This window comes from Cytobacillus citreus, from assembly GCF_018343665.1.
Lineage (GTDB): Bacteria > Bacillota > Bacilli > Bacillales > Cytobacillaceae > Cytobacillus > Cytobacillus citreus.
On record NZ_JAGYPM010000002.1, the window covers coordinates 494,916 to 514,493 of the forward strand.

At 39.3% G+C, this 19,578-nt stretch carries 17 protein-coding genes; 11 read left to right on the forward strand and 6 right to left on the reverse strand.

Translation table 11 applies throughout. The features are described from left to right. The first annotated feature begins 29 nt into the window (after nt 1–29). The 3 genes from KHA94_RS08470 to KHA94_RS08480 are packed head-to-tail and all read left to right on the forward strand — an operon-like array spanning nt 30 to nt 3,227. Nucleotides 30–1,112, forward strand: a complete 1,083-nt coding sequence (locus tag KHA94_RS08470; protein ID WP_213101701.1) for a glycosyltransferase — start codon at nt 30–32, stop codon at nt 1,110–1,112. Next, the gene (gene galU, locus KHA94_RS08475; protein WP_213101702.1) at nt 1,109–1,972 is read left to right on the forward strand and encodes a UTP--glucose-1-phosphate uridylyltransferase GalU; all 864 of its coding nucleotides are present in this window, start codon (nt 1,109–1,111) and stop codon (nt 1,970–1,972) included. The genes KHA94_RS08470 and galU overlap by 4 nt, the downstream gene beginning before the upstream one ends. A 13-nt stretch (nt 1,973–1,985) precedes the next feature. After that, nucleotides 1,986–3,227 (forward strand): glycosyltransferase family 4 protein, encoded by a 1,242-nt coding sequence (locus KHA94_RS08480; RefSeq protein ID WP_213101703.1) that lies wholly within the window; start codon nt 1,986–1,988, stop codon nt 3,225–3,227. Between the two features lie 770 nt (nt 3,228–3,997). Here the strand turns inward: KHA94_RS08480 and KHA94_RS08485 are convergent. The 5 genes from KHA94_RS08485 to KHA94_RS08505 form a co-directional block, all read right to left on the reverse strand. Beyond that, complete coding sequence (locus KHA94_RS08485) at nt 3,998–5,326, reverse strand: SpoIID/LytB domain-containing protein (protein WP_213101704.1); 1,329 nt, start codon at nt 5,324–5,326, stop codon at nt 3,998–4,000. 1 nt (nt 5,327) lies between these two features. Beyond that, the gene (locus KHA94_RS08490) at nt 5,328–6,026 is read right to left on the reverse strand and encodes an SH3 domain-containing protein (RefSeq protein ID WP_213101705.1); all 699 of its coding nucleotides are present in this window, start codon (nt 6,024–6,026) and stop codon (nt 5,328–5,330) included. A 121-nt stretch (nt 6,027–6,147) separates the two neighbouring features. Continuing rightward, complete coding sequence (locus KHA94_RS08495) at nt 6,148–8,424, reverse strand: SH3 domain-containing protein (RefSeq protein WP_249365404.1); 2,277 nt, start codon at nt 8,422–8,424, stop codon at nt 6,148–6,150. Nucleotides 8,425–8,699: 275 nt separating this feature from the next. After that, nucleotides 8,700–9,737 (reverse strand): LCP family protein, encoded by a 1,038-nt coding sequence (locus KHA94_RS08500; protein WP_213101706.1) that lies wholly within the window; start codon nt 9,735–9,737, stop codon nt 8,700–8,702. A gap of 104 nt (nt 9,738–9,841) precedes the next feature. Next, nucleotides 9,842–10,480, reverse strand: a complete 639-nt coding sequence (locus KHA94_RS08505) for a YigZ family protein (protein ID WP_213102253.1) — start codon at nt 10,478–10,480, stop codon at nt 9,842–9,844. 830 nt (nt 10,481–11,310) lie between these two features. Between KHA94_RS08505 and KHA94_RS08510 the strand changes: the two genes are divergently transcribed. Continuing rightward, nucleotides 11,311–12,456 (forward strand): sensor histidine kinase, encoded by a 1,146-nt coding sequence (locus KHA94_RS08510; protein ID WP_213101707.1) that lies wholly within the window; start codon nt 11,311–11,313, stop codon nt 12,454–12,456. A 297-nt stretch (nt 12,457–12,753) separates the two neighbouring features. Further along, nucleotides 12,754–13,440, forward strand: coding sequence for a response regulator (locus KHA94_RS08515; RefSeq protein WP_213101708.1), 687 nt, complete (start codon nt 12,754–12,756; stop codon nt 13,438–13,440). A 994-nt stretch (nt 13,441–14,434) separates the two neighbouring features. Here KHA94_RS08515 and KHA94_RS08520 read toward each other — a convergent pair. Next, a complete protein-coding gene (locus tag KHA94_RS08520; RefSeq protein WP_213101709.1) occupies nt 14,435–14,713 on the reverse strand; it encodes a hypothetical protein in 279 nt (92 codons plus the stop codon). Nucleotides 14,714–14,898: 185 nt separating this feature from the next. Between KHA94_RS08520 and sda the strand changes: the two genes are divergently transcribed. From sda to flgM, 6 genes are all read left to right on the forward strand, one after another. After that, nucleotides 14,899–15,069: a sporulation histidine kinase inhibitor Sda gene (gene sda, locus KHA94_RS08525; protein ID WP_213101710.1), complete on the forward strand. Its 171-nt coding sequence runs from the start codon at nt 14,899–14,901 to the stop codon at nt 15,067–15,069. A gap of 212 nt (nt 15,070–15,281) precedes the next feature. Continuing rightward, complete coding sequence (locus KHA94_RS08530; RefSeq protein WP_213101711.1) at nt 15,282–16,121, forward strand: DegV family protein; 840 nt, start codon at nt 15,282–15,284, stop codon at nt 16,119–16,121. 348 nt (nt 16,122–16,469) lie between these two features. Next, a complete protein-coding gene (locus KHA94_RS08535; RefSeq protein WP_213101712.1) occupies nt 16,470–17,966 on the forward strand; it encodes an ATP-dependent helicase ComFA in 1,497 nt (498 codons plus the stop codon). Between the two features lie 238 nt (nt 17,967–18,204). Further along, nucleotides 18,205–18,660, forward strand: coding sequence for a ComF family protein (locus tag KHA94_RS26480; protein ID WP_338030726.1), 456 nt, complete (start codon nt 18,205–18,207; stop codon nt 18,658–18,660). A gap of 92 nt (nt 18,661–18,752) precedes the next feature. Continuing rightward, complete coding sequence (locus KHA94_RS08545; RefSeq protein ID WP_213101713.1) at nt 18,753–19,187, forward strand: TIGR03826 family flagellar region protein; 435 nt, start codon at nt 18,753–18,755, stop codon at nt 19,185–19,187. Between the two features lie 110 nt (nt 19,188–19,297). Continuing rightward, entirely contained in the window at nt 19,298–19,561 is a 264-nt protein-coding gene (gene flgM / locus KHA94_RS08550) for a flagellar biosynthesis anti-sigma factor FlgM (RefSeq protein ID WP_213101714.1), read from the forward strand. The last annotated feature ends 17 nt before the right edge of the window (nt 19,562–19,578 follow it).

A 19,578-nucleotide genomic window follows, 5' to 3' on the forward strand; every position in this document is an offset into this window, starting at 1 on the left:
AGCGCCAACGTGCATATATAGGAGGAATTATGAAAGTATTAATTTTGGCTCCGAGCAAATCAATACACACTCATAAGTGGGCCTTGTTTTACAAAAATAAAGGGATTAATGTGAAGGTCGTGACTTTTTCTGATCATTACTCTGAGGAGAATGCGAAGGAAATTGATACGATTACACTTCCAAAGCTGCTTCCAGGGAAGCTATCCTATATTTCAAGTGTTTTCGCTTTAAAGAAAATTTTAAAGCAATTCCAGCCGGATATTCTTCATGCTCATTATGTATCAAGCTATGGATTTATTGGAGCACTTGCAAATTATAAGCCTTTTTACGTATCGGTATGGGGAAGGGATATTTTTCAATTTCCGCAGCAGGGCAGTGTGAATCGGAAAATTGTCGAATATACGCTTTCTAAAGCGGATGTCATTTGTTCTACAAGTCATATCATGGCTAAGGAAACAAATAAGTATTCGGGTAAAAAAATATTTGTCACTCCATTTGGCGTGGATATGGAGAAATTCAGGCCGATTCCAGGTGTGAAATCAGATGATGAAATCACGATCGGAACGGTTAAGGCTTTGGAAGATAAATATGGCATCGGTGATTTAATTCATGCCTTTGCCTCGATCCACTCAAGCAAAAAAAATGCCAAGCTGCTTATTGTGGGGGATGGCAAGCAGAAGGATGAGTATATCCAATTGACGCGTGATTTGAACATTGATCATGTCACTTCTTTTACAGGCAGGGTTCCAAATGATAAGGTTCCCGAATATATTAATAAAATGGATGTATTCGGTGTCCCTTCAACAGAGGACAGTGAAAGCTTCGGTGTCGCTGCGGTTGAATCAATGGCATGTGGTGTCCCCGTTGTCGTTTCGAATGTTGGCGGGCTACCTGAAGTCGTTTTGGAAGGAAAGACTGGCTATGTTGTGCCAAAGGAAAACTCTCAAGAATTGGCGAAGGCCATCCTATCTTTAATTGAAAATAAAGAAAAGAGCACCGGAATGGGTCTAGCAGGGATAGACCATGTGAAAGCTAATTATAACTGGATCGATAATGCTAATGGAATGTTAGATCTATATGGACAAACCTTGAAAGAGGGGATGAAATCATGATTAAAAAGGCAGTAATTCCTGCTGCAGGGTTGGGAACAAGATTTTTGCCAGCAACAAAGGCACAGCCAAAGGAAATGCTTCCAATCGTCGATAAGCCGACAATTCAATATATCATTGAAGAAGCAGTGGAATCTGGTATTGAAGATATTATCATTGTAACAGGAAGAAGCAAAAGAGCCATCGAGGATCATTTTGATAAATCGGTTGAATTAGAAATGCTGCTTGAAAGAACAGGCAAGCATGACATGCTCGAAATTGTTGAGAATATCTCCAACCTCGTTGATATTCATTATGTACGTCAAAAAGAACCGCTTGGCTTAGGACATGCTGTATTATGTGCAAAAAAATTCATTGGCGATGAGCCATTTGCTGTCTTGCTTGGCGACGATATCGTTGATAGTGAAGTTCCAGCTCTTAAACAAATGATTAATCAATATAACGAAGTACAAGCAAGCATACTTGGCTGTAATGATGTTCCTCGGTCAGAGGTTAATAAGTATGGTATTGTGAACTACTCGGGAAAAAACGGCGAGCTTTTTAAAGTGGAAAGTCTAGTAGAAAAGCCCGCGATTGAGGAAGCTCCGTCTACTCAAGCCATTGTGGGACGCTATATTTTATCACCAGCTATTTTCGAATTGCTTGAAGAAGTAGCGCCAGATAAGAAAGGCGAAATCCAGCTCACAGATGCGATTGACCGCTTGTTAGGAAAAGAGTCAATTTACTCTTATATCATTCAAGGGAATCGTTATGATGTTGGAGATAAGTTTGGATTTTTACAAGCGTCGATTGACTTTGCTTTAAAACGACCAGACCTTAAAGATAAGCTTGCAGCCTATATTAAGCAATTAAAAGTGAACTAATGGAGATGGGAAAATGAGAGTGATTTACTTGTGTCAGCATTTTCCCCCTGAAACAGGTGCTCCGCAAATTCGTGTATACGAAGTGAGCAAAGAGCTAATTAGCAGAGGACATCAGGTGGAAGTGATAACAGCATTTCCTCATCATCCTCATGGGATTATCCCTGAGGAATATCGAGGAAGGTTTTATATGTTTGAAGATTGGGATGGGATCCCAGTTCATCGATCTTGGATTTATCCATCTCCAAAGGGAAGCTTTTGGAAGCGGCTAGCTTCTTATTTTTCCTTCACTTTTAGTGCGTTTTATTCTTTAGCAAAATCTAAGCCAACGGATGTTATCATCTGTAACTCGCCGCCGCTTTTTCTCGGAATAACGGGTTATCTTGGCGCGAAAATGAAGCGAGCTAAATTCGTCTTCAACGTCGCAGATATTTGGCCTGAGTCAGCAGTTGAATTAGGCATTTTAAAAAATAAAACTTTTATCCGTCTAGCGGAAATGCTAGAAAAATTTCTATATAAGAAATCATGGAAAATTGCTACAGCGACAGAAGGAATTAAGGACTACATGGTTCGAAAAGGGAAGAATGAAGCAGATGTCTTTCTTCTTCCAAATGGAGTAAACACAGAAACATTTAAACCACTTCCGAAGAATCATGAGCTTCTTGAGAAAATTGGCATACAGGGGAAAAAGGTATTTATGTATGCTGGGGCGTTAGGCTATGCACAAGGATTGGATTCTGTCCTGGAAGCAGCTCTTTTACTAAAGGACAAGCAGCCAGATGTACATTTCCTCTTTGTAGGAGACGGACAAGAACGTGAAAAGCTCGTTAAAATGAAAGAGGATTTAGCGCTTGATAATGTAACATTTTATGGTTCAGTTCCTGTATCAGAAATGCCTAAAATGTTCTCAATTGCTGATTACAGCGTTGTTTCTTTGCGAGATATTGAGCTGTTCAAAGGGGCCAGACCTTCGAAAATATTCCCGGCGATTTCTTCAGGAAAGCCTGTTTTATACTGTGGTGATGGCGAAAGCGCTGCAATCCTTGAAGAATATCACTGTGGCAAAATTGCTCCACCTGAAAACCCTGAGGGGATAGCGGGCGCCATTGAGGAGTTAATGAAAGTGTCGGATGAAGAATACCAAACAATGAGTGAAAATGGCAGAAAGCTTGCCATCGATCAGTATTCTTGGAAAAGCATTGTAGATGATATTCTTGAAAATATCGAAATGAAGCAAAAAGAAAAGGCCAATTCCTGATAGGGATTGGTTTTTTCTATGGTAAGAAGAGAAGAATCCAACTATAAGGGGATTAGATGTAAACAAACAGTGTGAACGTAGACAACGCACTCCCTAAAAGGGGCTTACGTTGTCCACATAAAGAGGGAAAGAATCCAATTATCCGTTAAAAAGGGTCAAAATGGCCAAGGTGGCGGATATAATTAATATTTGGCGGATATATTGCCTAAAGTCGCGGATATAATTAAATTCTCGCGGATAAATTTTGTGAAGTGGCGGATATAATATTGAAACTGACCGATATATTGAGAAAAGTGACCGATATAAACGGAAACTGACCGATATATTTTCAAAACTGACCGATATTATTGAAAAATTAACTGCTACACTTAAAAAGTAACCTGAAATAGTTAGATTTTAGAAATAATTACCCGAATTTCTTAAGAAGTTCGGGCTTCTTTAAGTTCAGCTTAGGAAAGATAGATGAAAAACGGCTATAATTGCGGAAAATAGCTAAAGTACCCCCAAAAAAGCGCAAGATTTGTCCTGAAACAGTGGAAAAGAGGGCAAGTATCCGCAAACAAGGGTACGAGTTGTCCACAAACAGATTAAAAGAACCCAAGTATCCCCGAAAAAGGGCAAGAGTTGTCCACAAACAGCGTAAAAAAAGCCAAGTATCCACAAAAAAGCTCAAGTTGTCCTCATACTGAGGTAATATTGCCAACAACAATTTATCTAAAAATCCCCCCAAAAAAAGAAACCGGCAAAGATGCCGATTTCATTAAGACCTACTATTTAGATACGGTTGTTCCTTGGTAGTAGTGTGTAAGTATTTGCTCAGCTGTCCAGCCCTTTTCTGCAAATCCTTTGGCTCCGTATTGGCTCATGCCGATGCGGTGTCCCCAGCCTTTTCCGTTTAGGGTAATAGAAGTAATGTTTCCTGTTCCTTCGTTGGTGATAACTCCATTTGCTGTTTGGATGGAAACTTTAGAATCTGTTAGGGTTACTTCACCATTTGCGGTTTGCACTTTTTGGCCTTTTATATCGCCAAGGTCTGATGTTCCGCTAGAGGTTTGTACAGATAGATTTTGTGCTGCCGATCCATTTGTCTGTACGTCGAACCAATTGGATTGCAATTTATTATAAAGCTGTGGGTTATTTATAGGGAAGTAGCTTCGAATAACAGATTCATTCCCAGTTACCGTTTTATCTCCAGCAGAGGTTTTTAACGTAACGCCACTTACCTCTCCGTTAGCACCTGTTTTTGACAAGGTGATATCATAGATTTGAGCTGATAGATCTTTAAACCCAAATGATTTCAAAAGAGTCTCAGGAGTGAATGTTTCGCTCCAATTACTGAACGGGGACGATTCATATGGATCGTCTACAGAAACAAGGTATGGGAAATGCTCTTGTTTTGAATTCCAAACATCGCCTACATTTGCCGTTCTGCCGCCGCTAGTTGAAAAGAAAAATGCTTGGATGGGCTTGCCGTTGTATTTGACTAGCAATCCTTCCGTTTCCTTAATCGCCGTATTTGTTCTTGCATCCTCACCAGTATATCCTCGATAAACTTGGCTAGATGCAGTGCTTGTCAGCATCAATGTATTAGCAGCATAGCTTCTTGCAGCTATCGCTTGGGCCTTTAGTGCTTCCTTAGGGAAAGATGCAGGCATTTCACTCGGAACGACGCCCTTTAAATAATCTTCCATATCAAGTATGTTAATAATCTCAATCTTACTTCCATTAGGCTTTAAAAAGAAGCTGCCTCTGTATGTAATTCCGTTGCTTGCCCTTACTAAAGACAAACCTTCACCAATTTGCTCTTGCAAGTCAAAGCCTTTTACAGCATTCAAAGTAGATCCATTCATGCTGACCGATACGTTTGAACCATCTTTTTTTACTGTAATGCTTGTTCCTTTAGGTACGGGCGTTATTTCGCCGGTATCTTTGTTGTTTAATTGATAATTTCCATTCACAGTCAAGGTAACGCTTGTTGATAAGTAAACGGAAACATTTACTTCGAACGGATATTTTACTAGTTCAGCAGCTTTAGAGTCTGTTGGTAGATAGACTAGAAGTAAAAGTAAACTAGCAAGGATAGAAATGAATTTTTTCAATTTATTTCACCTCGCTAAGAGTTCCGGATACCCATCCCTTTACTCCAGCAGAAGTTTCAACATTATACCAAACTTCACCTGCTGCGTTTGTGAATGTTGAAATGTATTTCAATGTTGTTCCACTTTTTAGAGTTTGGAGGATTGGATAGCTTGTTGTTGCTCCTTTACGCAAATGAACATCCCCAAATGTCACAACCTGAGTTGGTGTGCTCGTACTAGGTTTATTTACTGATACTTCATTTGAGAATACCCATCCTTTTAAAGAAGGGGAGAGCTCAACTCGGTACCAAAGCCCTGTTGCTGCATTAAATTTATCTATGACCTTTAATGAAGTACCTTTTGTTTTAGTAGCAACAACTTTATAGTTCTTTGATGCACCAGAATGGATATTAACGGATGCATTAGCTGCATAAACGACAGAAGGAAGCTCTCCTTCAACTGGCGGCTGTGTTGGTGGTGTACCAGGATTTGTACCTATTTGTGATTTAAGATTATTAATTTCTTGCTGCTGTGAAGAAATCTTATTCTCCAGCTCTGTTATTTTCGATTTCATCGGATTTAATTGGGAGGTTACCCAATCAACACTTGCTAGGACTACATTACTTGAAGCATTCATTGCTTGGGGTGTAAATATAATGGCTCCTGTTCCAATGCCAAGTGTTAATGCTCCAGCAACGATAAGTTTTTTAGACCGGTTCATTCTTTTTCCCCCTATGTATTATTCAGAAAAAAATTGGGGTATTTATGTACAATACCCCAATTCGTTTTCATATAGTAGATTATCATATATATATATCTGTCAGGAAATAGATTACAAGATTTTAGAACTTATTAAAGTATTCTTCTAAGCCTTTCGTAATCCCGACTGCAGCTTTCTTGCGGAATTCCGTTGTTTTTAGTAAAGCTTCTTCCTTTGGATTCGATAGGAAGGCAAGTTCTACTAATACGCTTGGAAGTTCATTCATTCTATTTACATAGAAGTTTTGCTCTTTAACGCCTCTGTTGTAAGTTTTCATTGAAGAAACCATGTTTTTCTGGACAGCATCTCCCAATGTTTTGCTTCGAGGGCCATTATAGTTAACGGTTGAATTATAGTAGGTAGTCGTTCCATTTGATGTGGAAGAGAAAGAATCTCCGTGAACACTAATAAATGTATCCGCATTTGATTTATTGGCAATGGCTGTTCTTTCAGAAAGTTCTAAAAAGATATCTTTGTTGCGTGTTAATGTAACAATGGCACCATATTTTTCAAGTTCTTCTTTAAGTAATAAAGCTGTTGCTAACGCCACATCTTTCTCTTTCAATCCAGTGGGACCAACTGTACCAGGATCCTTGCCCCCATGTCCTGCGTCAATAATTATTTTTTTCCCTAAAAGACCGTATGGTACGATTTTGATTGACAGTTTGTCTGAATAATCTCTAAAGGTAAAAGAATATCCAGGCTCAAAGGTAATCACGACAGATTTTTCGCCTCCTGAGGAGAAGGTTTCTATCGATTTTATACCTTTAATTTTCTCTTTAGGGATTTCTACATCTGTTATACCTCCAGTCAGCTTTAGACGATTGGAGGATAGAACTTGATAAGAAATTGGGAATTTACTTGGCTTCACCCAGTTTAAAAATCGATCTCCATCCAAAGTAGTTACGGTTGGAGAAAGTAGTTTTTTCTCTACTAAATGAAAGGAATCCATAGCAGAGCTAGGTACCCATCCTTTTTTTCCAGATGAGCTTTGAAGGTTAATCCAATGCTGGCCAAGAGAGTTCGTAAAATCACCTAATACGGTTACTTTGCTATTAATTTTAAGTACTTCTGTTACTTTATATTGCGTGGAGGCACCGGAATATAATGAAATATTATTTGCTCCAACAATAAGCGTTGTTCCTGCTTTAATGGCAGGTTGTGTAGATACAACGGATGCGCTTACCCAAACGGTTTTATTAGAGCTTGTTACAGCTTGATACCATACTTCTCCACTTTCATTTGTTACTTTTTTTATGGCTTTTAGCTTGGTGCCCTTCGTTGCTTGATCAACGACAGCATCGTTTGTGGAGGGACCACTTCTTAAGTTAGCTACGTCTGCACTTACATATAAATTTAAATTCATTGCTTCTGAAGTACCAACCGTACCAGCTGGAATCCAGCCCATTAGGGAAGGAGTCACTTCAACTCGCAGCCAAGTTGCTCCATTTGGATGACTGAAGTGATCGATAACTTTTACTTTTTGGTTAAGCGAAAGCTTACTGACAGATGCGTATGATTCAGACGCTCCTTTTCTTACATCTAACCCGTTTTGATGGCTGTAGACGTAGCTGCCAATCTCAGGAATAGGATTCGTTGTTTCAGGTGGGCTTGGAAGATTCGAACCTGGTTTAAAGGCACTTTCATGAATCCAGCCCTGTACTTTTCCTAAATCAATTCGATACCATGTTTCTTGCTTGGCGTTTTTAAATGTATCAATAATCGTCACTTTTTGATTTTTAGTAACATATGTAACAATGCTGTACGCCTCGGTAGCCCCCTTTCTAACGGGAGCTTTATCAGCTTGAATGATTTTGGTTTCATTACTTGGTGGAGGAGGATTCGAATCACCTGCTGGCTTCAAATAGTTTTGGATAACCCAGCCAGTGGTCGAACCTGCTTCAATGCGGTACCATACCTCGTTTTTGCTATTTTTGAAGCTGTCAATAACTTTCACGACAGTCCCTTTTGATAGCTTCGTAACGACTTCATAGGAGGTAGTCGCTCCTTTTCGAACATTTACATTGTCTTCAGTAATGGCAGCGTTTTTTCCGATTTGCAGCCCGTTATTTCCACTTGGATTTGGTGAAAAATGGCTCGCTAAGCCCCATCCCTGTTTATCCCCTAAATCAACACGATACCATGTCTCACCAATAGAGTTCATGAATTCATCGGTAACAGTAACGCTTTTTCCTGATGGAAGAGAAGTTACAAGAGGATAAGATGATGTTGCGCCTTTTCTAATTTCCACATTTTGGTCTACTAACATATTTGCCGGGGGATTTAGATTTTCTGCTTGTACGAGGGCAGGAAATAAAGCGGCAGTAGCAAGAACCGAGGAAGCAATAAGTTTTTTCAAAATTTTTTCCCTCCTTCGACAAAAGTCATAGTTTACTTATCCTATTCTAGCGAATTTTGTCTCATGTTCCAACCAAAAAAAGCAAATATAGTAATTTATTTTTATGAAAATGTAAATAGGGATCATTTTCATTAGGGAATTATCGATTATTAATTGGAAAATTAATATTAGCGAGGATGCCGACAGAAGGAAGGGGGGGCTATCGGACGATAAATTATCAGCTTTATAAAAAAAGAGCAGCTCTTACAATTAAGAGCTGCTCTAAAAATTAATATCTAGTATTCTTCATTATTTGCAGCTTGTTCTGACTGCTGTGATTGTGAAGATTGATTATCAGTTAAATTTTTTTCTTTCGTGTTATTTAAAGTATCATTTAAGGCTGAGCTAACTTCAGTAAGCGATTCTTCATCTGGAATATAGTAATAAATATTATTAATATATTCGTCAGTTCCTTCAATCGCTAGGTTTTGAATTTCGGTATCTTTTAATTTTGAATATAGCTTCATGAAGCTAGCAAATTTTGAAGGAGGGATGTTAGTTTTTACATTATCACCCAAGTCTCCTAATATATCATTAATTTTTGTGATGGAGCTGATGGAGGTTCCTTTGTCGATAATAGCTTTAATGACTTGCTGTTGTCTATCGTTTCGTCCTTTGTCACCTTGTGGATCCTTTTTTCTCATCCTGACGTAGGCGAGCGCTTCGTTTCCATTTAGTTCCATTGGTCCTTCGTAAAAGGTTTTCCACTTTAAGCTTCCTGTTAATTGGGATTTGAATGTAAATGGAACATCGACTTCAATTCCTCCAAGCGTATCGACAATATCCTCAAATCCTTCAAAGTTAGTCGTAATATAATAATCTATTGGCACATCGAGCATCTCATTTACGGTTTCTATCGTAGATTCAACACCGCCGTAGCTATAAGACTCAGTAATCTTCGTTTTATATCCAGCAGCTGGAACCATTGTTCTTGTGTCACGCGGGATGCTGAGCAGAGAGATTTCCTTTGTTTGCGGATTGACAGTAACTAACATAACTACGTCAGATCTTTGGCCGCCCCCTTGCTCCTCGATTCCTAATAGAAGAATATTAAAGGCATCCTTTGTAATCTCAACTTCTTCAGTACGGTGATTTTTCACCTTATCACGATCTATTTCTTGATAAATCTTATCAGTAGCATTTTTGGCGTTGTTAGCGACATCGTATGCAAGGTATCCCCCGCCTCCAATGACAAGGAGCAGGATCAAAAGGACAAAAGTACGCCAATGGCGCTTTTTCTTGCTTTTTCTCCTGTTAGATCTAGATTTAGACATTCTATCCCTACTTTACGTAAATTAGTTAATTTCAATAGTCTAGTAAAAAAATCAATAAACCACTAGTTAATTTTACCCGAAATAATATGTGGTCGTAAATATAATTATTTTCCCACTTCTTCCTCTAAATATAACCGATCCCCTTCAGAAATCACGGCTTGTCCATTGGTAAGCTCGATCATCCAATTCGTAAAGCTTCCAGTCTGATCTTCTTCTACAAATGTTTCAATTTCTACGTTGTCAAGATAATGGATGTCTTTAATGGAGTATACAGAGGATCGCAGTTCGTTTTCGAGTTTCCCAAGGAATGTGTAGTCAATTTTTGTATGCATGATTCTCATTAATTTTCTTTCGACAATGCCTGTATAGTCGATTCCTTCGGAGGTTGCTTTGCCATATGCACGGATCAGTCCCCCAGCCCCTAGCTTAATCCCGCCAAAGTAGCGGGTGATGACCACGACTGTGTCTTTTAGATGCTTTTTTTTCAATACTTCAAGGATTGGAACTCCAGCAGTTCCACTTGGTTCGCCGTCGTCATTCGCTTTTTGAATTTGATCATGTTCACCGATCATATAGGCAGAGCAATTATGTGTGGCATCCCAATGCTTCTTTTTTATTTCCTGAATGAATTCTTGAGCGTCTGCTTCAGATTCCGCTCTAGAAACATATGCGATGAACCGCGATTTCTGAATAACAATTTCATGTTCACCGTAACCTTTTACAGTATAGTAACGGGGCAGCATATGACCGCTCCTTTCTAAATCCATTAAATCTCTTCTTATTATTTGGCACATCGCTATAGGTAGCTATCGGTTTTCTTTGTCTGGCTACATTTCCGGTCTAAGCCATGCCGTCAAGAAAGGGGAAGAACAACCTTCTCGCTGATTCGTGATATGCTTGAGGTCTACAGGGCGTGGCGCATTTAGCCTGCGTTCCATTATGGTCGAGGCGTTTTCGCCTTTCTTTGTCTAGCTACAACGCCTAGGGGCTCTCTGGTCATAAGCCAAGTCGTCAAGAAGGTTAAAGAACAACCTTCTCGTCGACTCGTCTTATGCTTGTCGCCCCTGATCGAGGCGTTTTCGCCTTTCTACATTATAATTCGACATTAATCAAAACATCAATTAATAGCTAGGAATTGATATGGTTTTTCACAAAATTTAATGTATTTGAAAAATAAATCTGTTTTGTAATAAAACTTTAATATAGAAGAAATGCGGCCATGATATAATGACACTATCTTTGTGGTAAAAATCACAATCTTTCTTCTTATAGAAAGACTGATGCAAAGGTACTTTTTATAGGATATAAGACACGGGCGAGAAATACAAGCGTGAGTCTTTTTATCGATTTTTAGTGGAAATAGTATAATTTGATTAGATGATAGATAGTATATCCTGCCAATTCAAGCTAAAATAATGGTAATAAGAAAAAGGCTTTATTTTAGAAGAGGTAATATTTAAACATAGTTAGTCTTCTAATGAAGCAGTTTAAAGCTCTCTAAGCTCCGCCTAATTGTGTTGGAGTCTGCATAAGCAGAGCACTTATGTAGGTTACATATCATCGGAGGAATTCTATGAGCATTAAGAAATTTGATACAAAAGCGTTAGATTTGATCCTAGAAAAAATGATTGAAACAGTGGGGATCAGCAAGGATGAGGTTTTTCGTATTGGCGAGCAATGCCGCAAAGAGTATATAACCTTAACGGATGAGTTGAAAGATGTGAAAAGCCTCGTCATAAAGGCGATCGATGAAGGAGACAGGCTTGAGGTTCAAACTCGGTTTGCCAGAAAGCGTCTTTCAGAGGTTAGTATGCACTTTAAGGATCACACGGAAGATGAGGTCCGTGATGCCTATGAGAAGGCTCATCGCCTGCAAATGAATTACTCCATGAATCAGCAAATGGAAAAACAGCTTCGGGACCGGCGTGATGATATTGAAAGAAGACTTGTCGGTTTGAATGAAACGATTGAACGGGCAGAACACCTTATTTCCCAAATTACGGTTGTCATGAATTATTTAATGAGTGACCTTAAGCAAATGGGAGAAATGCTCGAAGATGCGAAGCTTAAGCAAGATTTTGGTTTGAAGATTATCGAAGCCCAGGAAGAAGAGAGAAAGCGGTTGTCTCGTGAAATTCATGATGGGCCAGCACAAATGATGGCAAATGTTATGATGCGTTCTGATTTAATTGAGCGTGTGTATAAGGAGCGGGGCGGAGATGAAGCGTTAAGAGAAATTCGGGATCTTAAGAAAATGGTCCGTAGTGCACTATATGAAGTTCGGAGAATTATTTATGATCTAAGACCGATGGCTCTTGACGATTTAGGACTAGTGCCTACCCTCAGGAAATACTTGCAGACAACTGAAGAATATCATAAAACCATGAAGATTAACTTTACCAATTTAAAGGAGGAAAAACGTCTTCCAGCCAAGTATGAAGTCGCTCTTTTCCGACTCATTCAGGAATCCGTTCAAAATGCCTTAAAGCATGCGGAGGCAAGTGAAATAAAAGTTGGACTGGAAATTGATTCTTCAAAGGTTGTTGCCGTTATAAAAGACGATGGAAAAGGCTTTGATATTCAAGAAAAGAAAAAGAATTCATTTGGCATTATGGGCATGAGAGAAAGAGTCGAATTGCTAGAGGGCCAGCTGTCCATTGATTCAAAGGCTGGAAAAGGAACAATCGTCGTTATACAAGTACCAATAAAATTGAAATAATAGACTTTGTTAAATATGAATTTGCTGTTTTATAAGTTTGGGGGAACCTGTCAAAACGTGATCTAAAAAATGGGTCCATGTTTTGCTGGATTGGCTGATAAAGCAGTGTAGTTGGCTGATAACTGAAATGAATTGGCTGATAAAGCAGTGTAGATGGCTGATAATCGATATAAATTGGTCGATAAAGCATCAAGATTAGCTAAAAATTCTTCTCCACGGACTTATTCAACAGCATTCATTAACAGAGCCAATTAATAAAATGTTAAAATTAACAGGAATTTTTGGGAGGGAATACAATTGACTACAAAGATTGTCATAATCGATGACCACCAGTTGTTTAGAGAAGGCGTGAAAAGGATTTTAGATTTTGAAAAATCATTTAATGTAGTAGCTGAGGGTGACGATGGTGGTGATGCCGTTGCTCTTGTAGAGCAATATCATCCAGATGTGGTTATTATGGATATCAATATGCCGCATATTAACGGCGTTGAAGCAACAAGACAATTAATCGAAAAATACCCAGAGTCAAAGGTTATCATCCTATCTATTCATGATGATGAGAACTATGTATCGCATGCATTGAAAACCGGTGCAAGCGGATACCTTCTAAAAGAAATGGACGCAGATGCATTAGTAGAAGCAGTTAAAGTAGTATCAGATGGGGGATCTTACCTGCATCCGAAGGTTACTCATAATCTTGTAAATGAGTATCGCAGGCTTGCTCTAGAAGAATCTGGACAAAGTATGGCATATATGCAAAAGGTCGAAATTCGCCGCCCGCTTCATTTATTAACACGCCGCGAATGTGAAGTGCTTCAGCTTCTAGCAGATGGAAAAAGCAACCGTGGAATCGGAGAAGCTATTTTCATTAGCGAAAAAACTGTTAAGAACCATGTAAGTAACATTCTCCAAAAAATGAACGTCAATGACCGTACACAAGCCGTTGTCGTTGCTATTAAGAATGGCTGGGTGGAAGTGCGTTAAATGTGCTGTGCTACATAAAGGCAAAAGGGTTATCGTCATGTGCGATAGCTCTTTTTTTGTTGGTTGAAATTATCGTAGATTAAAAAATTGGGCATTCTGTCGAAACTTCTGAATTAGCACGTCTTGTGCGACGGAAAACACTCCCTGATTGAAGTTTTACTTTATAGTAGAAATAAAAGAGGGATAGACAGAATTGAAAGAGGAAGGTGGAATTGTCAGGTATTAAATTGGGTCTTTGAAGCTTGTGAGAGTGGGATTAATTAGAGGAGGGGAATAATCCCTGTGATTGAAGCCCGCAGAAGCAAATATTGGCGGAAGATGGTCACCAATCCCGATGATTGAAGCCCGGAGAAGCAAATATTGGCGGAAGATGGTCACCAATCCCGATGATTGAAGCCCGGAGAAGCAAATATTGGCGGAAGATGGTCACCAATCCCGATGATTGAAGCCCGCAAAAGCAAATATTGGCGGAAGATGGTCACCAATCCCGATGATTGAAGCCCGCAGAAGCAAATATTGGCGGAAGATGGTCACCAATCCCGATGATTGAAGCCCGCAGAAGCAAATATTGGCGGAAGATGGTCACCAATCCCGATGATTGAAGCCCGCAAAAGCTAAATTTGGCGGGAAGATGGTCACCAATCCCGATGATCGAAGCCCGCAGAAGCAAATATTGGCGGAAGATGGTCACCAATCCCGATGATTGAAGCCCGCAGAAGCTAATATTGGCGGAAGATGGTCACCAATCCCGATGATTGAAGCCCGCAAAAGCTAAATATGACGGAAGTCGGTCACAAACCTTATATTTGAAGCCTGAAAAATTTATTTACCTGATCCAAATTAACTAATGAATCTCACAAATGATGAATCAATTTTAAAACTGTTTTCAAAGACACATTTTTAAGAATGAATCATTTTTTCAAGGAAAATTAATTATTTTCCAGCTAAGAAAACACATGATTGGCAGCTGCTTTTCATATGTTTTCTTAGTTTTTTACTTTAATAGTGCAGCTGCAATGGTTTGGAGGATACTCTTCATTCCAGAACCTCTCCTCCGTACACACTGGATCATTAAAACAATTTCCTCAATATCTTTTGGAGAAGAAACTTCTAATATCCAATCAGCTAGTGCCTCGCCGCTAATGGTATCGTTTATTGTAGGGACTTTTATGGATTTAAACCGACATAGTTCTCCTTTTAATAAACTCATTTTATATTCAGGAAGAGTTTTATGCTCCTCCGAACTTACTGTTGAAAATATTTTGTTGCCCATATCTTCTCCTCCCTTGTAAATAGACAACGAGGGCCTTTATTTCATAAAGGGTATTTTACCATAGAAAGGCAATGCAACCAATTGTTCTTTAAAAATGTATAAATTGTGACACTTAGTATCTCACTCTTTACAAATTTTGGTTTATTAGGCAAGATAGGTGTAAAGTAATGTGACGGGGTGACAAAATGTCTGGTTTAGCCAAATTATCAGACGTACTTTTGGTGGATACCTATAATAAGGCTATTGCTATTCCGGTAGATCCTGACTTTATTAATTTTTTAATCATTGAAATAAAAAGAAGAGGATTAGATAAGGTAATTGATGAACAAAATAAGTTAGAAATGTCTGTCCAATGATTTTTTATGTTTTAAAATTTTTTTGCTAATAGAATAATTAATTTATGTATTAAAGCAAGAATAATTTAGAAAACTCCCAGTTTTTTAATCAAAAAGAGATTTATTAGAGTTGCATCCTCAACAATCCTCCACTTTACCCAAATTTAATGCATTTCCAGTCATTTTCATATAAAATGGAATCTAGATATTAGCATAAGGATGGTAAATTTAATATGAAATTGGCAGTTGTCACGGATAGTACATCCTATATCCCGAAGAACTTGCGGGATAAACTGAATATACATATGATTCCACTCAGTGTCATTTTTGGGAACGAAACATATAAGGAAGAGGTTGACATTACTGCTTCCGAATTTTACAAAGAGGTTAAGCATAAAGAGCTGCCGACGACTTCACAGCCTCCAGTCGGGCAGTTTGTCGAGCTTTTTAATAAGCTTTCAGAGGATTATGATGCGGTTATTAGTATCCACCTTTCGAGCGGCATTAGCGGCACATACCAAGGTGCTGTTACTGCGAGCGGCATGACGGATAAAATTAAGGTATACCCTTTTGATTCAGAAATTAGCTGTATGGCACAGGGATTTTATGTTCTAGAAGCTGCCGAAATGGCTGCTGCGGGAAAATCCATTCAAGAAATTATGGCCCGATTAGAGGAAATAAAGAAATCCATTCGCGCTTATTTCATGGTTGACGACTTGTCCCATTTAGAGCGGGGAGGAAGACTTTCGAGTGCTCAAGCATTAATCGGCAGCTTGCTCCAAGTAAAACCGTTACTCCACTTCGCAGATAAAATGATTGTTCCTTTTGAAAAAATTCGCACGAGCAAAAAAGCAATGAAGCGAATTGTTGATTTGCTTGAAGAGGATGTTCAATCCGGAGAACTATACCGAGCAGTTATTATTCACGCTAATCGGGAAGAAGAGGCAAAGGAATGGGCAGCTGAGCTCGAAGCACGCTTTCCAAATGTTGAATTTATGATTAGCTATTTTGGTCCAGTCATCGGCACCCATCTTGGTGAAGGTGCAATGGGGCTGGGATGGATGAAGAAATAATGAGGTATTCGTAAATTGCAGTACTATCATTTTAGTAAATAAGAAAAGTGATCTTAGGGGAAGTCTATGAGACATCTTCAAGTTGGGAAAAGTGGGAAAGATGTCTCATGGAGAGTTCATGAGACCACTTCAAGCAGAAAAAAGAAAAAAAGCGGTCTCATAGAGAGTTCATGAGACTACCTTAAGCTGGAAAAAGAAAAAAAGTAGTCTCAAAGAAAGGTTACACGCCATTCCTTAGGGGTGGCGTGCTTAATATAATAAACCCAATCAATCTGTCCACAAAGCCCCTTATGCACGATAATTTCAAATGTATATCAATGATTTATATCATATTCCAGAGGTGATTATATGAGATTTGCCGTATTTGAAAACAAAATCATCCCCGATAAGCTATTAGATTCTCCACAAAAAACTCTTCAGATTTCCTCTATCGAAAAAATTCCATTGCAGAAAAAGAATCCTTCCTATAAATACAATCAAGAGCTCCAGCAGCAATTGTCCGGTAAACAGCTTTTACTCGATGATCTGGCCTATCCCTTATCAGAAATCCATCAGCACTATGAAAATGGTCATCTCCAATACCGAAAAGGAATCATAATAGAAAAAAGTAAGCATACCTGCAACCGCTGCGGTAATAGGGACAAGCATCTTTTTGCCTGGTTTCCGTGTGCGCGATGTGGAGAAAAGTGCTTTTATTGTCGGAAGTGTATCATGATGGGAAGAGTGACCACATGTACGCCCTTACTTAGCTGGACAGGTCCGGAATCTCAGCTAAATGTAAAAGGACCCCAACTTCATTGGAGCGGTACCTTATCCATCGGACAGCAAACGGCTTCAAAACGAGTGAAAGAATCTGTTCTAAATAACAAGGAGTTACTAGTGTGGGCCGTATGTGGAGCAGGTAAAACGGAGGTGCTTTTTGAAGGAATTGATGCTGCACTTACGACTGGCAAAAGAGTGTGCCTCGCGACTCCGAGAACGGATGTTGTGCTTGAGCTCACCCCCAGACTAAAAAAGGTATTTCCGAATATTCCTGTCGCCTCTCTTTACGGAGGCAGTGAGGGTCGCCATCTCAATGCACCGCTCACAATCACGACCACCCATCAGCTTCTTCGCTTTTACCAAGCTTTCGACACCGTCATTCTGGATGAGGTAGATGCCTTTCCTTATTCCGTTGAGGAAACGCTGCAATTTGCCGTCCGTCAATCCCGAAAACAAGTCTCTTCCATGATCTACCTGACAGCAACGCCAAATGAAAAATGGCAAAAGGAATGCAACCAAGGGAAAAGAGAATTCGTCACGATTCCAGCACGCTTTCATCGCCATCCTCTTCCGGTTCCCCATTTTAAATGGTGTGGAAATTGGGAAAAGCAGCTCAAAAAGGAGCGGCTCCCACAGAATGTTCTTCAATGGATAAAACAGCGCCTAGATTCTCAAAAGCAATCCCTATTATTTATTCCCAAAATCGATAAGATGGAAAGAATCCTTCCCATCGCCAGGCAGCTGCATCCTAAAATTGAAGCTGTTCATGCAGAAGACCCGCTGCGAAAGGAAAAGGTACAAGCCATGCGCAACAAGGAAATCCCGATGCTTCTCACTACTACGATTTTAGAAAGGGGAGTCACTTTTCCAAATATTGATGTGGCTGTGATTGGTACAGAGGATCGAATATTTACAGAAAGTGCTCTTGTCCAAATTGCAGGTCGTGTTGGAAGAAGCTCACATGCTCCTGGAGGCGATATTACTTTTTTTCACTACGGAAAAACGGAGGCTATGATCCGTGCAAGAAAACAAATCCTTCATATGAATGCTGAAGCGAGAAAGAAAGGATTGATCGATTATTGAACATTGTCTCGTTTGTTTAACGGAAATAACCCCACAGATTGGATGGACAACCCTTTTTTCAAAAGAAAATACGGCACCCATTTGTGAGACATGCCTTGATAAATTTACGATCATTGCAGGTGAAACATGTGAAAAATGTGATAGGCCATTAGCTAACTTACAGGAAAAATATAAAAATCATCGCCAATGTATCGACTGCATCCGCTGGGAGGAAGATCAGGAATGGGCAGGAACTCTAGTGAAAAATTACTCTCTCGTTACTTACAATGATTTTGCCAAGGAGATGATTGCTCAATATAAATTCCGCGGTGACTACGTCCTAGCATCTGTCTTCGCTGCTTTCATGAAAAAGAAACTTTCCTCTATCCCATTTGACCTGATCGTTCCAATCCCTCTGAGTGATGAGCGCCTATATGAACGCGGCTTTAATCAGTCGGAAGCATTAATTCAAGCATGTGGCCACGAACCAAGGCGACTTCTCTCCCGAATCCACACCGAAAAGCAATCAAAGAAATCGCGTTCTGAACGCATCCATCTCTCACAGGTCTTTCAAATCGTGCAAACAATACCCGATCAAAAAATCCTCCTCATTGATGATATTTACACAACGGGGTCAACTCTCCGGCATGCTGCTAAATGTTTAAAGGAAGCAGGAGCTCACTCGATAAGCTCATTTACCTTTGCAAGAGGCTAGGCAATTTTCAACAAACTGTCATTTCTTAAATGGAAAACTAGGGCTATAATGGAGGAAAAAAACAATTGCTTTCATCATAAGGAGGAGCAAAAATGGCAGAACTAACAAATTGTCTTAAATGCGATAGTATTTTTGTGAAAAATAAATTCCGTGATGTTTGTGAGAAATGCTGGAAGGAGGAAGAGAAGGCCTACGAGACCGTTTATAATTTCATGCGCAAACGGGAAAACCGTGCAGCAACAATGAAACAGGTTGTTGAAGCAACGGACGTAGAGGAAGAACTAATCTTAAAGTTTGTCAAAACTGGCCGTTTAAAATTAACACAATTTCCGAATTTAGGGTACCCGTGCGACAAATGCGGCGCCATTATTAGGTCAGGAAAAATCTGTGATAAATGTACAGAAGAGCTGAGAAAAGATTTACATATTCACTCCGCTGAAGAAGAACGCCGAAAAGAAATTGAAAAAAGAGATAGACAGGCGACGTATTTTGCAGTGGATGAGAAGTTTCGGAGACGGGGTAAATAGCAGAATTGTCATGAAACTTCTTCCTTTTCAAAAATAATGTTTAAAATTTCGTCACTTTTAACCGATAATAAAAATATAGAAATAGATCGGAGTGAAAGTGAGGGGTATAAATGAAAATCAATAACTTCGGAGCATCCGGTGTGAATCCGTACAAACGCCAGATGAATAAGTTCGACCAAGTCGACAAATTATCTAATAAAGCCGCTGATAAAGTAGAAATCTCAACGGCCGCCAAAGAAATGCAGCATGTCACCCAAATTGAGAACGAACGACAAGCAAAAGTTGAAGAATTAAAAATTCAGGTTGAGAACGGGACTTATAAGGTTAGTCCAAAAGAGGTTGCAAAGAACATCCTTGATTTTTATAAAAAGTAAAGGGAGGGAAAACCTTC

Bases quoted from the DNA above. Each gene is read 5' to 3' on its own strand.
- KHA94_RS08470 (WP_213101701.1), top strand. From the start codon at position 30: ATGAAAGTATTAATTTTGGCTCCGAGCAAATCAATACACACTCATAAG.
- galU (WP_213101702.1), top strand. From the start codon at position 1,109: ATGATTAAAAAGGCAGTAATTCCTGCTGCAGGGTTGGGAACAAGATTT.
- KHA94_RS08480 (WP_213101703.1), top strand. From the start codon at position 1,986: ATGAGAGTGATTTACTTGTGTCAGCATTTTCCCCCTGAAACAGGTGCT.
- KHA94_RS08490 (WP_213101705.1), bottom strand. From the start codon at position 6,026: ATGAACCGGTCTAAAAAACTTATCGTTGCTGGAGCATTAACACTTGGC.
- KHA94_RS08500 (WP_213101706.1), bottom strand. From the start codon at position 9,737: ATGTCTAAATCTAGATCTAACAGGAGAAAAAGCAAGAAAAAGCGCCAT.
- KHA94_RS08505 (WP_213102253.1), bottom strand. From the start codon at position 10,480: ATGCTGCCCCGTTACTATACTGTAAAAGGTTACGGTGAACATGAAATT.
- KHA94_RS08510 (WP_213101707.1), top strand. From the start codon at position 11,311: ATGAGCATTAAGAAATTTGATACAAAAGCGTTAGATTTGATCCTAGAA.
- KHA94_RS08520 (WP_213101709.1), bottom strand. From the start codon at position 14,713: ATGGGCAACAAAATATTTTCAACAGTAAGTTCGGAGGAGCATAAAACT.
- sda (WP_213101710.1), top strand. From the start codon at position 14,899: ATGTCTGGTTTAGCCAAATTATCAGACGTACTTTTGGTGGATACCTAT.
- KHA94_RS08530 (WP_213101711.1), top strand. From the start codon at position 15,282: ATGAAATTGGCAGTTGTCACGGATAGTACATCCTATATCCCGAAGAAC.
- KHA94_RS08535 (WP_213101712.1), top strand. From the start codon at position 16,470: ATGAGATTTGCCGTATTTGAAAACAAAATCATCCCCGATAAGCTATTA.
- KHA94_RS08545 (WP_213101713.1), top strand. From the start codon at position 18,753: ATGGCAGAACTAACAAATTGTCTTAAATGCGATAGTATTTTTGTGAAA.
- flgM (WP_213101714.1), top strand. From the start codon at position 19,298: ATGAAAATCAATAACTTCGGAGCATCCGGTGTGAATCCGTACAAACGC.